This is a genomic window from Clostridium sp. CTA-1 (assembly GCF_054768215.1).
Genome location: NZ_BAAAAP010000021.1, coordinates 1 through 14,562, shown reverse-complemented (window position 1 = coordinate 14,562; position 14,562 = coordinate 1). Strand labels below are relative to the sequence as shown.

Sequence of the window (14,562 nt, the reverse complement as noted above, 5' to 3'; positions counted from 1 at the left end):
CTATTAATAACACTATATTTATTTTTATAATAATAATTTTTTATTAATAATTTTTATTAATTATATTGTTAAATAAGAAAAAAGTAGTATAATTGAGGTATACCCTATTAGGGTAATAAGGGGTGATTTTATATGAATAAAAAAAATAAAAATTTAGATTTAATGATTATAGGTGCAGGTCCTGCAGGATTATCTGCTGCTATATACGCTGCTAGAGCTAAACTTAACATGATTTTAATTGAAAATGGAATAATTGGTGGTCAAGTTAGAAGTAGCTATACTATTGAAAACTATCCTGGATTTAAAAAAATTGAAGGTGGCCGTCTTGCAGACTTAATGCAAGAACAAGCTACAGATCTTGGTGCTACTATAGATGAATTTGATATGGTAGAAAAAATTCAATTAAATAATAACGAAAAAATAGTTGAAACTTCAGAATATATATACAAACCAACGGTCTTAATTATATCTACTGGTGCTACAGCTAGAAAACTCCCTATCCCTAGTGAGAGTAAGTTTTCTGGGAAAGGTATACACTACTGTGCTATTTGCGATGGTGCTATGTACGAAGGCAAAACTGTTGGAGTAATTGGTGGTGGAAATGCCGCCTTAGAAGAAGCTTTGTTTTTAACTAAATTCGCTTCAAAAGTATATATGATCAGAAGATATGATTATTTTAAAGGTGAAAAAGCCACACTAGAAGAAGTTGAAAACAATTCTAAAATAGAAATATTATACAACTGGGATTTAGTAGATGTTTATGGTTCAAATTTTGTAGATAAAGCTTTAATTAAAAATGTTAAAACAAAGGAAGAAAAAGAATTAAAATTAGATGGGATTTTTGGATTTATAGGTTCAGAACCTAAAACAGAATTATTTAAAGAATATATATCTTTAACTCCTAAAGGATATATTAAAACTAATGAAAACATGGAAACCAATATAAAAGGTGTTTATGCCGCTGGAGATGTTAGAGAAAAACAATTTCGCCAAATAACTACTGCTGTAGCTGATGGAACTATTGCTGCATTAGCTGCTGAAAAATATATTATGGAAAAAACAAGAGAAAAATAATATTTATATATTACAAAAGAAAAGATTAGAGGTGTCTATATGTTTAAAAATCTATACGTAGAAAACAATTTATATAAAAATTTTATAGGAGGACAATGGGTAAATAGTAAAACAAATAACTTTATAGAAATAAACTCTCCTATAGATGGTTCTTTGGTAGGTAAAGTTCCTTCCATGAGTAAAGAGGAAGTGGACTTAGCTATAAAAAATGCTAAAGAAGCTCAATCCTATTGGAACGAAATACCTATAAACGAAAAAGCAACTATCCTATTAAAAGCTGCTAATATATTGGATGAAAAAGCTGAAGAAATCGCTAATATAATGACTAAAGAAATTGCTAAGGATAAAAAAAGTTCTATTTCAGAAGTCCGCAGAACTGCTGATTATATAAGATTTTCTGCAGATACCGCAAAAAATATGGTAGGAGAAACCTTACCTGGAGATTCCTTCCCTGGAAATTCCAAAGGGAAAATATCTATAGTCAATAGAGTACCCTTAGGTGTAGTTTTAGCTATTTCTCCCTTTAACTATCCAGTTAACTTATCTGGCTCTAAAATAGCTCCAGCTTTAATGGCTGGAAATAGTGTAGTTTTAAAACCTGCTACCCAGGGTAGCATAAGTGCTCTTCATTTGATAAAAGTTTTTGAAGAGGCTGGTCTGCCTTCTGGAGTTTTAAATACAATTACAGGTAAAGGTAGTGAAATAGGTGATTATATAGTTTCTCATCCTATGATTGATTTTATAAATTTTACTGGAAGCACAGAGGTAGGAAAAAGAATATCTAATATTTCTGTTATGAAACCTATGCTAATGGAATTAGGAGGAAAAGACGCTGCTATAGTTTTAGAAGATGCGGATCTAGATTTAGCAGCTAAAAATATAGTATCTGGCGCCTACTCTTATTCTGGCCAAAGATGTACTGCTGTTAAGAGAATATTAGTTCTAGACAAAATAGCAGATACACTAGTAAAAAAAGTGAAAGAAAAAGTAGAATCTTTAAAAGTAGGAAATCCTTTAAGAGAGCAGGTGGATATTGTTCCATTAATAGATGATAAAGCTGCAGATTATGTTGAAGCTTTGATGAAAGAAGCTAGAGATAAAGGAGCTACATTATTAGCAGGTGGAAAAAGAGAAGGTAATTTAATTTATCCTACTTTGTTTGACAATGTTACATTGGACATGAGATTGGCTTGGGAGGAACCCTTTGCCCCAATACTCCCAATAATAAGAGTTAAGAATATAGATGAAGCTATAAAAATAGCTAATGAATCTGAATATGGTCTTCAAGCATCTATATTCACAAAAGAAATAAATAAAGCTTTTTATGTAGCAGAAAAATTAGAAGTAGGTACAGTTCAAATTAATAATAAACCAGAAAGAGGACCAGATCATTTCCCATTCTCAGGTATTAAAGCCTCCGGTCTTGGTACTCAAGGTATAAAATATTCCATAGAAGCTATGTCTAGACCTAAAGCTATAGTTTTGAATATAAATTCATAAAATAAGGAAGTTGCATCGCAACTTCCTTATTTTATAAATTTATAGCTTCATCTATAGCTGGTTTATTGAATCCTATTATAATTGATCCATCTATATCTAATACAGGTACACCCTTTTGGTTTGATTTTTGAACCATTTCATCTCTTGCTTTCTCATCTTTTTCAATATTTAGTTCCTGAAATACTATTCCTTTTGTTTTTAAATATGTCTTTGCTTTTGTGCACCATGGACAACTTTCTGTTGTATATACTTTAATCATATAATCACATCCTATTCAATAATAATTATTATATAATTTTAATTATTCTTCTTTATATCTATATTTTATCATAATATTTTTCTTCTGTACATAGGTTTAGTTATATATATAATTTTATTCACATTTATTTATATATTAAATTCAACTCAACTTATATTATGAATTAATTCTTTTATATAAATTATAATAATAAGATCACTTACTCCTATTAATAGAATAAAGTGACCTTATTATTATGACTTTCAATATTTGATTAATTATTAATTTATATAGTTATTTACTTTTGTTTTATATTAATAGCTCCCACTCCAGCTTCAATATTAACCTCTATGCTATTTTTACTTTTTCCATATTGAGAATTTTTATAGATATTTTCGCCTTCTACTATAAATCCATTAGCGTTAACTGCTCCTACTCCTTTTTCGGCTTTTATCTTAACTCCTATGGATTTAGGTAAATATACAGTGGCTTCTCCAACGCCTCCTTCTATATTTACTTTAACATTGTTTTTATAATTTCCTGATATATCCAAATCTACTTTTCCTACTCCCATCCCCACATTTAATTCTTTTAAATTTATCTTACTCAAATCTGCCTTAAATTCTCCTGTCCCTAGACTTAATTTTATCTCTGTAGGTATTTTCTCATTTAAGTTTATATTCCATTCATTACGTTTATTATTTAAAGATACATTTCCACTTTTTAATCCAGGCTGAGAAATTTCAAGTTCTCCGTCTTTATCTTTAACTTCATACTTTATTTCCGGTTTCCACTCATTTTCACTGTATATAAATTTACCCTTCATAAGCTTTTCTTCATTACCACTTATATTTAATTTTCCTACTCCAAAATTTAAATTAAGTTTTGTTTTTTCTGCTCCATTAGGTTCTACAATTTTTATTTCTTCCTTTGGTTTTTCATTTGTATCACTTACAGTGGCTTTTTCACTTTTATTTGTACATGCTGTAGCAAAAACTAGAATTACTAATGTAAATATTGAAAAAAGCTTTTTAATATTCATTTTACTCCCCCATTAAAATTCATTATTTTTATTTCCTATATAACAAATTTTATCATTATAGTCATAATATATTAATAGATTTTTACTGTATTTAAGGAACTATTAAGAATTAATTATATATTCTATTAATAATTAAGTATCCTAAATAGATTTTTTTTGAACCACATTACTTTGTTATATAATTTATATATAAATAAAAAACATTTCATAAAAATATTTTTATGAAATGTTTAACTATATTTATGTAAATAAAAATTATATTTATAATTAAAATATATCTCAATTCTATTTTTTTATATTAATTAAATCTATTCTAAAATTATAATCTAAGGATTATTTAAATACTTTAATAGATACCCAAAATACCCAATGTTATAAAACCTTAAATTTAGATAATTGTATTACCTTTTCTTCATCCTCAAAGTTTTCTAAATTTTTTTCTAATTCTTCACTAGCATAATCAAATAATATTTCTTTTGTTTTTTCCTTTGCTTCCTTTTCTGTTTCAACATAATTTGTCATACCAAAAAATGAACAATTATTATTTTTTAACCATTTTGTAAATTCCTTAAAAAATTTTTCTCTATCTTCACCCTGTGGTATATTTATAGCTCCATTTATAGCTATAGCATTTTCCCCAATACAGACTTTTTCGCTGCCTTGGGTTATCATTTTACACATAATCTAGCTCCCTTCAAATTTCCATATAATTTATGTGTTGAATTTTTATTATTTGCATCATTTTACAATAATATTGAATTATAGTAAAGTCTAATATACTCTATTTTTCCACTGTATTTTTATATTATTAAATTTGTAAGGTATACTAGTCTTTATTTTTAAAAATTATACGCTTTTCCATGCTTTTTCAAGGTTTTTCAAATTACATATATCAATAATATGTTTATATTCATAATATATAAATTAGAAGGATTTCCTTCTCTTGCAAAAATCCCTTGTATTTAATTTATACTAACCTTATTATCCTAACTCTCCTTTACTCCTTTAATTCAATGTAGGAGTTTTTAAAAATAAAAAAAGTAAAAAGAAACACAATTATAATTGTGTTTCTTTTTACTTTAAATACGTTATGAAGTTCTCTTTTGGTTTTAAAGGTAATATTAAAGCCTTTAAACAAGAGGGTCGCTTATAACTGTAGTTTTTGGGTTTTTTGGGGTAATATTATAAAGTTCCTCTAGGTAAATCTTTATTTACCAACAAAACTAGTATATATTATATTTTTTTATAAATCAAATAAAAAAAACTTATAAAGAAACCCTCATTTGAAAAGTTTTATTAATAATATCATTTTTAAAATTTTAAAATTGTCATAATATATTGAATATGAATTTTATAAATAAAAACTTTCAAAATTTTTATTATAAAAAATCAATCTATATATTATATAATTTTTTTCATAATAAATTTAAATTTATGAAGTTTTTCTTTCACGGGCATCTGTATTTATTTTCCATGCTTTTATAAAAATATGGATTTTTTCATACTTATTTATAATTATTTCCATTAAACGCAACCATATTATAAAAATTAAGTTATTCTTAAAGTAACATTTTGAATATCACTGCAATTTTTAATGCAAATAAATTATATAAATATATATTCTATTTATATATATATTTTATAATTTTATAAAAAATTTTCCACTATTTTAGTTGTAATAAAGCTTTCCTTTAAGTAAAGCAACTTTTGATTTTTTAAGTTCATTTTTCAGAATACACTTTAAATTGATATTAAGTTTATTTTCTGATACAATTTTAAATGTATTTATATAAAGTAAATAATTTAATAAATATAAAGTATATTTGGAAAGGTGGAAATTATATGAATTTTTTAGAAAATTTTATATCGGTATTAAATAATTATCTATGGTCTTATATACTGATAGCATTGTTAATAACTTTAGGTTTATTCTTCTCTTTTAAATCTAAATTTGTTCAAATTAGATATTTTAAAGAAATGTTTCGATTATTAGGAGAAGGTGCAAGTAAATCTGGTAGAGAGAAACATAAAGGTAAAAAAGGTGTTTCTTCTTTTCAAGCCTTCTGTATAAGTACAGCTTCAAGAGTTGGTACTGGTAACTTAGCTGGGGTGGCTATTGCTATTGCTTCCGGAGGTCCTGGTGCTGTGTTTTGGATGTGGCTTATAGCTTTAATCGGTGGTGCTTCAAGTTTTGTTGAAAGCACTTTAGCACAAATATATAAAGTAGAAGACGAACATGGTTTTAGAGGCGGTCCTGCTTATTATATGGAAAAAGCTTTAAATAAGAAATGGATGGGCATAATATTCTCTATATTAATAACTATAAGTTATGGTCTTGTATTTAACTCTGTTCAAGCTAATACTATTTCTTTAGCTTTTGAACAAGCCTTTGGTGTAAACACTTTAATTATAGGATTAATCCTAGCAGTCCTTACCTCTCTTATTATATTTGGTGGTGTTAAAAGAATTGCTAGAGCTAGTGAAATTATTGTTCCTATAATGGCAATAACCTATGTAATAGTAGCTTTATTTGTTATTTTAAAAAATATAGGTAGTATTCCTAGTATATTTTCTCTTATTATAGAAAATGCTTTTGGTATAAAACAGGTTGTTGGTGGTGGATTAGGAGCTGCTGTACTTATGGGCATTAAAAGAGGATTATTTTCTAACGAAGCTGGAATGGGAAGTGCACCAAATGCTGCTGCAACAGCTAATGTTACTCATCCTGCTAAACAAGGACTTATTCAAACTTTAGGTGTATTTACAGATACTATATTAATATGTAGTGCAACTTCTTTCATAGTTTTAATTTCTGGTAGCTATTTAAAAAGTGACTTAACAGGAATTCAACTTACACAAACTGCATTAAGTTCGCAAGTAGGTTCTTGGGGAAATACCTTTATAGCCATATGTATATTCCTTTTTGCTTTTAGTTCTGTAATAGGTAACTACTACTATGGAGAAACAAACATCGAATTTTTAAAAGGAAGTAAAACTAGTCTTTTTTTATACAGAATATGTGTAATAGGTATGGTTATTTTTGGATCTATTGCTAAAATTCAAATAGTTTGGGATATGGCTGATCTATTCATGGGCTTTATGGCTATAATAAACTTAATCGCTATAACTATGTTATCTAAAATAGCTTTTGCAGCTCTAAAAGATTATGATAGACAAAAGAAACAAGGTATAGAACCTGTTTTTTATGCAGATAGTATTGAAGGTTTAAATAATATAGAATGCTGGCCAACTCGTGAAGAGTCAGAAAAATTAGCATAATATTAGTACTATTTATCAAATTGATCATAATAATAGGATGTCTTAAAATAGATTTAATTTTGAGACAGAAAAGATAAGAAAATACATGTAATAAACATATGAATAAGCTTTAATAGTTCTAAATCTGGTGAAATTAAAATTTGACCTAATTTCTTAAAGGCACCATCTTTAGTCTTCATAAGGAGATTAAGTATGGTGCCTTTCCGTGGTGGAAAATTTTTAATATAGTTAGATTTAGAATTTTTTTATATTATCACATTCGTTAGATACTATTGAATAATATTATGAGAATATAGAGTCACACTACCGCAACTCCATTTTTAAAAAGGAAAATGACGGCTTTAATTGTGTTTCAAAACCGTCATTTGGCTATTGTCTTTGAAATTCTAATCCAGGAAAACTATCTGCCATCATTAAAACTTTTTATAATCGCAAGACAGTTTTAAAGGTGATATACCGTTTCTCCTTTATTTCTTTTTAGCTTCTCCACTAGATATAACACTACCCACAATGCTTAATCCTCCTAAAATAGCTGTCCATTTTTGTGAAGATAAAGCTCCAAATAAAATCAATCCTACACCCATTGTGCAGTTAACAACTGCACTGGCTTGTAAAGTGCGTTTACTTGGGTTAGGCAATTTAACGTTCACTCCAACTAAATCATTTAATTTTTTACAAGTTGCATTCATTTCTTCTATCATAATCTTTCCTCCTAAAAAATTGTAAATAATAATTGTATTCCGTGATTAGCAATTATCACTATCCCAATAGTGATACATATCCATGCGGCTGTATTTTTTTTCTTGTTTTTATTATTCAATACCAATCCAACTATAATCAAGCATATCCCGATTATTACTGAAATTATGGAAAGATTGAACATTACTTCTCTACTTGGAACTGGTACAAATGGCGGAATTTCAAATAAATCCATAAAAATATCCTCCTGCTATCAATATAAATCAGATGTTATTATTTTCTTTATGACAAGTACAGTAAAAATTAGTCCAATGACGCCAAACGTTATTGCCACTGCTGGAACAGAAATTAACCCCGCAGTGCTTCCCTGTGAATTAGATGTTATACATACAATTATCAGAGAAGAAACAATTGTAGCAATTGTTGATTTTCTTATCATCCCAATATATAAAGGAACAAGACCTAATAAAATGGCAGAAATAATGATTACTAACTGAATTAAAATATTATCCAATTGATAAGTTATAAAACTTATGTATCTGCTAAATATATAGATAGCCATATGCTGGAATACTTCTGAACTCAAATAGAATATCAACATAATGCCACAAACCAAAGTAATCTTTGCTGCTATCATTTTTTTACGATTGATTGGATAAGTATATAACAGCATAATTGTCTTGCTTTGATATTCCTCAACAATAATTGTTGCAATCAATACAGATTGCCAAACAATCAAAGTAGTCTTTATAAGCAGCTTAGCTATTGCTATTGTGCTTAACTGCAAAGGGGGTAATCCACTTGGTATAGATTGCATCGATGTAGTGGCAAATGTGGAGGATACAGAAACACTCAAAGCTAAAATGATAATGTTTGCTAATATGACTCCCAACAAATGTGGTTTTAGGGGAAATCGTTCCAACTCTAATTTTATTAAATGCTTCATAAAGCATTTCCTCCTTTTAGCAATTCTAAATAGTAAGATTCCAACTCTATTCCTTTATCCACTATTTCTGTCATAGAAATTTCTTTTAATATTATGCCTTTATCAATCACACCAATCCTATCTGCTATCTTAGCCATCTCACTCAAAATATGACTGGAAATAAGAATGGTCGTTCCATTCTCACGATTAATTTGCAAAAGCAGTTCTCTAATTTCTGTTATACCTTGTGGATCTAATCCGTTGATTGGTTCATCTAAAATCAATAACTCTGGATTTGTCAGAATAGCTCTAGCTAATGCGAGCCTTTGCTTCATCCCCAGCGAAAATTCTTTGACAGGCTTATCACCTTGATCCCCTATACCCGCTATATCCAACGTTTTTTCAATATTTTGAATGTATTGTGCTCCCATGTAGCCACAATGTAATTCAAGATTTTTATAGGCTGAAAAGTTATGATAAAAAACTGGAATCTCAATTAAACTACCCATTTTACTAAAAACAGCACAATTATTTTCTGTCAGTTCATTTCCCAAAATACAAATTGACCCCGAAGTAGGTTTTAAGATTCCGTATATAGTTTTCATCAAGGTGGTTTTTCCTGCACCATTTGCACCTAAAAAACCATATATCTCACCTTTTTTTACATTCATTGTAATGCCAGACAGGATAGCTTTTCCATCAATCTCTTTCGTTAAATCATGTATCTCAATTGCATATTCCTTTTTCATCTGTTCACGCTTTCACGCTGTTCACGTTTTAATACAGCTAAAATATTGTTGAAAGTTCCTACTAAAGCATATTTTGTACTTCCTAAATGTGGACTAGAAATCAAAGAAACCAGTTCCCACCCATCATTTCCTAGATTATTAAATTCGTTTTTCATAGAAGATGAAAAAATAGATATAGGTTGCCCTATTTCAAAGATTATGGTCTTGTATTCAAATATGTCCATTAATATTCCCCTCTTTACTCAAAAAGTCTATTCATGACGCTATCTAATAAAAAATCAAATATTTCAAGATGATTGTATGATAAATCGTCCTTCATGCTCACTGTATACAGCAATGCACCTATTACAGCATATGCTTTTTCTTTGTCAATTTTCAAATTAAGATTGGCATGTTCAATTGCATTATCAAAAAACGATAAATTATCAAATTTCAATTTTTCCACACTGTCTTTTGGCAGCTTGTTCAAAAAAGATAAGAAATCAGGATTGTTAAAATCATATAAAAATGGAGAATTATTATACTCCCGAAAAAGCCATTTTATAGATTTGATAAATCCTGCCTTGCTCCTATCATTACCAACAATGTCCTGCAACCCACTTTTTAGTCTATCTTGTACTCGTTCCAAAGTTTCACAAAATAAATCTTCCTTAGAAGAATATAATAAGTAGAACGCTCCTGTTGATATTCCAATCTTTCTTGTCAATTCTCCCACACTTGTTTTTTTGTATCCATGTACTGCCCAGCTACGTTCACATTCTACGCATAGCTTAGCTCTCAATTCGTCTTTTTCTGCATCTGAAAAACCTTTTGGCCCTTTAGCCATTATTACCCCCTCCTTATATCATGAATATATTTATTTTTTAATTCATAATATAAATATAATGATATCTTACTGTTTTGTCAAGACGAAATATATCCATTTATTTTATTTTTGCCACACATCGTAACTGTTGTTCCTAATACACAAAATACTCTCAGATAAACTGATACTGGTGCGACTGCCTGCCATACAAAATAGACGCTCATTTATGAACGTCTAAAGTATCTGAATATATTTTAAGTGCTAAAAAAAGGACACTATTTGCAAAAACAGTATCCCTTAACCTTTTTCATATTCAATTTTCAATTTATATCCTTTGGTACTACCCTAGAAACATTGATTTTATTTGATTTTTTTATGTTTTCTTCTGGTAACTTGCTATTGATATAATCTTTCATGTAATCACTGTTACCTTTTATTAAATCTATGTATTTTTAAGCTGTAGCTTGCTCAATTTCCTGTTCTTCAGAAGCAACTTTTAGTTCTGCAACGGTTCTTATTTTATAATTTTTAAATACTATTGATCCTAAGAATCCAGCAAAAGCTCCTGCCAAAGCACAGAATATAGCTGCTATTGTAACTCTTTTAGGATCATTAAATCCATACATAACCATAAGTCCTGCTATTGGAGTTGCTGTTCCTGTAGCATTATTTATTAATCCAAAGTGAGTTACTATGATACCTGCAAGTCCCCCACCTATAAAGTTTGTAACATACACAGGTATAGGATTTGCTGAAATTACATCTGCCTGAGTCAGAGGCTCTATTGCAACTGCTATAGTTGTGCTTCTATCTCCAAATTTTAATCTGTGAAATAACACAAAATTCATAAAAGAAGATCCCATTACAGAAAGAGCTCCTATAGCCATTGGCAATCCCTTAAGTCCTAACATAGCTGTTAACGCCATAGAACTTAATGGTGCTGTTGCAACTACTGTTATAACTCCACCTAGTATAAATCCCATTATAATTGGGCTTTCATTAGCTGCTACTGTTATTATACCGCCTATATTTAATAGTGTAGCATTTACAACTGGAGTAGCTCCGTTTCCTATTAATCTAGCTAAAGGTGCTACCAAGGCCACACAGACAATTAAATCTAATCCTTTAGGTACTTTCTTTTCTATTATAGGAACTATAAAAGAAAGTGCATAACCAGCTACAAAACCTGGTAATATACCTAATCCATAACATGAAGCTCCTATTAATACAGCATATACTGGTGAAACCCCTAAAGCTAATGGAACTAAAGTAGCTGCTGCTGCTCCGCCCATTCCACCTGCTGCTAGTCCGGTATCTTTTAATAATTTAATATGTAACATATCTCCGCCTACATAGCTTTGAAATGCCTCTACAAGAAAAGTAGCTACTGCTGCATCTGCTAAAGCTCCCATAGCTTTCATTCCTTTTGGCGCTTTTAAACTAAATAAAGAAAATGCGCTTAAACAAAGTAATAATAATAAAGTCCCTTTAAAAATTACCAATTTTTCTTCCTCCCCTTATAAAATATTGAAATTAAATTTAAAATTTTAAAAAATGCTAACGTTTTCCCTAAGGAATTCTCAATATAATTTAGCTAACAATTATTTATTATATCAAAACTTTTATAATTGTCTATATATTTTTTCAATTTTTTATTATTTTTTTCACAATTACGAATATATAATAATAAAATATACATCTATAATCTAGTGTATTGGTATATATTCTATGTTTTTCATAAAAAACAATTTCATAATTTTGTTTATTTCTATTATTTTCATATAAATGAATTTTTTAAGTCATCTTTTCGTAAAAAATGATTTTTTTAAATAACAAATTTAAATAATACTTTCCAAAACATTTAAGAAGTTATGTTTTTTATGCTATAATTAATGTAAATTATAAAACTACATTAGGAGGCTAAAATGCAGTTAGGTGAAAAGATTAAATATTACAGAAAGAAAAAAGATCTTACTATAAAAGAATTATCAGAATTAACAAACCTATCTATAGGTTTTATAAGCAATTTGGAAAGAGATTTAAATAGCCCTTCTGTAAGTAATTTACAGCAAATTTGCGAAGTACTGGGAATAAATTTGATGGAAATATTAAAATCTACAGAGGATAAAGAATATATTGTATGTAAGGATAGTCGTAACGAAATTTTTTCTACAGATGATAAAAAAATAAAATTTGAAATGTTAACTAATGGAAATAAGGACTTGAATGCCATAGCTATAACTATAGAAGGAAATACAGATTATAATGATACTTCCTGGGGGCACAATTATGATGAATTAGGTATTGTAGTAAAAGGTACTTTAGAAATCCAAATGAACTCTCAAACTTATACTCTTCATGAAGGAGATAGTATTTATTTAAATAAATTTACTCCTCATAGATATAAAAATCCTTGCGAAGAAATTAATGTAACCTATTGGTTTTCTGTAAAAGAATAACATGATACATATAATCTGTTTATTATAAATTAACTTTTAAATACAAAAAGTTAATTCCTTTGAGAAATTTTAATATAACTTTTACTAAAAAAGCACGAATTAATTAGTTAATTAATTCGTGCTTGTAATATTTATATATTAACTTGTCCAATTCTTGACTCAATCTCAATATCTCCCCTTCATATAAAATTGAATCCATTTCTATCAGATTATTCAATCTTTCTCTTGTTTGTTCTAAAACTTTACCCATCATTTTTACCATCCCTATACATTTTTTATAAAATACGTATCTTATTATACATTTTATTACCATAAAATTCAACTTAAATTATCAAAGTAATTATTAATTTTTATTATAGTAACTATTTTTTTTCTTTATATAGTATATATATTTATTTTTTTACATATATATTACTTTATCCCTACACTGAATCTTCAAGATACTCTAAAAATTTTTACATATATAATCTAAATCAATTATACTTACACATTTAAAATATATTGAATTATCTAATAAAATTTAAAAATGTTATTTTATGTTTCTTTACTTAATATAATTTATCTGCTACAATTATAAAGTAATATATTTTGTTATATTGTTATATTTTAACTGAAATAAATATTTTCATATAAGGAAGGATAAATATGAGTAAAAATCATAAATTTGATAAACACTTTAATAATTTAAACGAAGAAAATCAAGAAAAGTATATAGAAGAAATGCATGAAATGGCAGATAAAGCTGCTAAGAAAAATAATTTAATCTTTGGAGCAGTAGTTATACCTATTGTGATTGTTTGTATATTAGTTGTTAAACAGATGGTTTCTTTCTCCTTTAACTTGGCTAAAGATGATAACGGAGCTAAAAATAATAATACCGAAATAACTAAAGATGTAAAAAATAATAATAAAGGAACAGACAAGAAAGAGGAAAACAAAGAAATTGCTTTAAATGAAAAAATAGCTAAATATATACAAGATAAAAATAATAGACAAAAATCCTTTAAAGAAGCAGTCTCTATAAATAAAGGTAGTGAAAAAGGTGTTTCTGTAATATTTATATCCCAATTATACAGAAATAATGACTATGATATACCGAAAAATACTATAAGTACTAAAGGATTATTAGAAGATTTAAAGAAAAAGAATTGGACAAAAGAAACAGATTATACCAAATTACAAAAAGGTGATATTTGTTTTACTACTGTAGACAGTGCTGGTTCTCCATCCCATGCATATATTTTTATGGGTTGGGTAAAAGAAGGAAAAACAGATTATGCTTATGTCTGCGATGGACAAACTTCTGATTACGATGATACATTACACAAGAGAAATTTAAGTGTTTCTACAGCAAAAAAAGATAAAATAGCTTTCTTTATGAAAGCTCCTAATGAAAAATAATTATTAAAGCTAGTCTATTAAGACTAGCTTTTTAATATAATTTTTTATCTTATATTTATAATAAAAATGTTCTTCACCTAAATATACTTTATTTAGGTGAAGTTAAATTTAAAACTTAGGAAAATATAAAATTTAAAACTTAGGAGTCTATATATTATTTTATACACATTTTATATTACTATACCTATATTTTGTTAAAATCATAATTTTAATTTTTAGGTTTATTTGCATTTTTTTGACCACTTTGTTGTCTTAATTTAGCATCTTTATTTCCTTCCATTGGTTTATTAGGTTTACTATTATTATTCTTTTTCATAAGCTCTCCTCCAAAAATATTATTAAATATAATTTTAATCTCATCTATATTATTTATATATTACTAAAAAACATA

Annotated in this window: 16 protein-coding genes; 5 read left to right on the top strand and 11 right to left on the bottom strand. The window is 27.7% G+C overall.

The genetic code is table 11. The annotated features are described in order from the left end of the window. The first annotated feature begins 132 nt into the window (after positions 1-132). Together trxB and ACYUEW_RS14730 are read left to right on the top strand one after the other, a co-directional pair. Positions 133-1,074, top strand: coding sequence for a thioredoxin-disulfide reductase (gene trxB, locus ACYUEW_RS14735; protein WP_460277065.1), 942 nt, complete (start codon positions 133-135; stop codon positions 1,072-1,074). Between the two features lie 39 nt (positions 1,075-1,113). Next, positions 1,114-2,574, top strand: a complete 1,461-nt coding sequence (locus tag ACYUEW_RS14730) for an NADP-dependent glyceraldehyde-3-phosphate dehydrogenase (RefSeq protein WP_460277063.1) — start codon at positions 1,114-1,116, stop codon at positions 2,572-2,574. 31 nt (positions 2,575-2,605) lie between these two features. On the opposite strand, the gene ACYUEW_RS14725 is transcribed toward ACYUEW_RS14730, so the two are convergent. From ACYUEW_RS14725 to ACYUEW_RS14715, 3 genes are all read right to left on the bottom strand, one after another. Beyond that, the gene (locus ACYUEW_RS14725) at positions 2,606-2,833 is read right to left on the bottom strand and encodes a glutaredoxin domain-containing protein (RefSeq protein WP_003487003.1); all 228 of its coding nucleotides are present in this window, start codon (positions 2,831-2,833) and stop codon (positions 2,606-2,608) included. A gap of 277 nt (positions 2,834-3,110) precedes the next feature. Then, complete coding sequence (locus ACYUEW_RS14720; RefSeq protein WP_003487004.1) at positions 3,111-3,854, bottom strand: toast rack family protein; 744 nt, start codon at positions 3,852-3,854, stop codon at positions 3,111-3,113. Between the two features lie 372 nt (positions 3,855-4,226). Then, positions 4,227-4,535, bottom strand: coding sequence for a hypothetical protein (locus tag ACYUEW_RS14715; RefSeq protein ID WP_003487006.1), 309 nt, complete (start codon positions 4,533-4,535; stop codon positions 4,227-4,229). A 1,161-nt stretch (positions 4,536-5,696) separates the two neighbouring features. Here ACYUEW_RS14715 and ACYUEW_RS14710 point away from each other — a divergent pair. Continuing rightward, the gene (locus ACYUEW_RS14710) at positions 5,697-7,133 is read left to right on the top strand and encodes an alanine/glycine:cation symporter family protein (RefSeq protein WP_042385293.1); all 1,437 of its coding nucleotides are present in this window, start codon (positions 5,697-5,699) and stop codon (positions 7,131-7,133) included. 467 nt (positions 7,134-7,600) lie between these two features. On the opposite strand, the gene ACYUEW_RS14705 is transcribed toward ACYUEW_RS14710, so the two are convergent. The 7 genes from ACYUEW_RS14705 to ACYUEW_RS14675 form a co-directional block, all read right to left on the bottom strand. Then, the gene (locus ACYUEW_RS14705) at positions 7,601-7,834 is read right to left on the bottom strand and encodes a hypothetical protein (RefSeq protein ID WP_003487010.1); all 234 of its coding nucleotides are present in this window, start codon (positions 7,832-7,834) and stop codon (positions 7,601-7,603) included. A gap of 11 nt (positions 7,835-7,845) precedes the next feature. Beyond that, positions 7,846-8,067: a hypothetical protein gene (locus ACYUEW_RS14700; protein WP_003487012.1), complete on the bottom strand. Its 222-nt coding sequence runs from the start codon at positions 8,065-8,067 to the stop codon at positions 7,846-7,848. Positions 8,068-8,085: 18 nt separating this feature from the next. Continuing rightward, positions 8,086-8,778 carry an ABC transporter permease gene (locus ACYUEW_RS14695; protein ID WP_003487014.1) on the bottom strand — a complete coding sequence of 231 codons (693 nt, stop codon included), beginning with the start codon at positions 8,776-8,778 and terminating at the stop codon, positions 8,086-8,088. Beyond that, a complete protein-coding gene (locus ACYUEW_RS14690; protein ID WP_003487016.1) occupies positions 8,775-9,506 on the bottom strand; it encodes an ABC transporter ATP-binding protein in 732 nt (243 codons plus the stop codon). The genes ACYUEW_RS14695 and ACYUEW_RS14690 overlap by 4 nt, the downstream gene beginning before the upstream one ends. Next, the gene (locus ACYUEW_RS14685; protein WP_003487018.1) at positions 9,503-9,730 is read right to left on the bottom strand and encodes a DUF4177 domain-containing protein; all 228 of its coding nucleotides are present in this window, start codon (positions 9,728-9,730) and stop codon (positions 9,503-9,505) included. Before ACYUEW_RS14685 ends, ACYUEW_RS14690 begins: the two co-directional genes overlap by 4 nt. Positions 9,731-9,744: 14 nt before the next feature. Then, entirely contained in the window at positions 9,745-10,332 is a 588-nt protein-coding gene (locus ACYUEW_RS14680) for a TetR/AcrR family transcriptional regulator (RefSeq protein ID WP_265204217.1), read from the bottom strand. Between the two features lie 431 nt (positions 10,333-10,763). Next, on the bottom strand, positions 10,764-11,813 hold the full coding sequence (locus ACYUEW_RS14675; protein ID WP_003487022.1) for a PTS sugar transporter subunit IIC: 1,050 nt from the start codon (positions 11,811-11,813) through the stop codon (positions 10,764-10,766). 423 nt (positions 11,814-12,236) lie between these two features. On the opposite strand from ACYUEW_RS14675, the gene ACYUEW_RS14670 reads away from it, so the two are divergent. Next, the gene (locus ACYUEW_RS14670; protein ID WP_003487024.1) at positions 12,237-12,770 is read left to right on the top strand and encodes a helix-turn-helix domain-containing protein; all 534 of its coding nucleotides are present in this window, start codon (positions 12,237-12,239) and stop codon (positions 12,768-12,770) included. Positions 12,771-12,873: 103 nt separating this feature from the next. Here ACYUEW_RS14670 and ACYUEW_RS14665 read toward each other — a convergent pair whose 3' ends face one another. Continuing rightward, the gene (locus ACYUEW_RS14665; protein WP_042385580.1) at positions 12,874-13,020 is read right to left on the bottom strand and encodes an aspartyl-phosphate phosphatase Spo0E family protein; all 147 of its coding nucleotides are present in this window, start codon (positions 13,018-13,020) and stop codon (positions 12,874-12,876) included. 395 nt (positions 13,021-13,415) lie between these two features. On the opposite strand from ACYUEW_RS14665, the gene ACYUEW_RS14660 reads away from it, so the two are divergent. Next, positions 13,416-14,171, top strand: coding sequence for a hypothetical protein (locus ACYUEW_RS14660; RefSeq protein ID WP_460277057.1), 756 nt, complete (start codon positions 13,416-13,418; stop codon positions 14,169-14,171). The last annotated feature ends 391 nt before the right edge of the window (positions 14,172-14,562 follow it).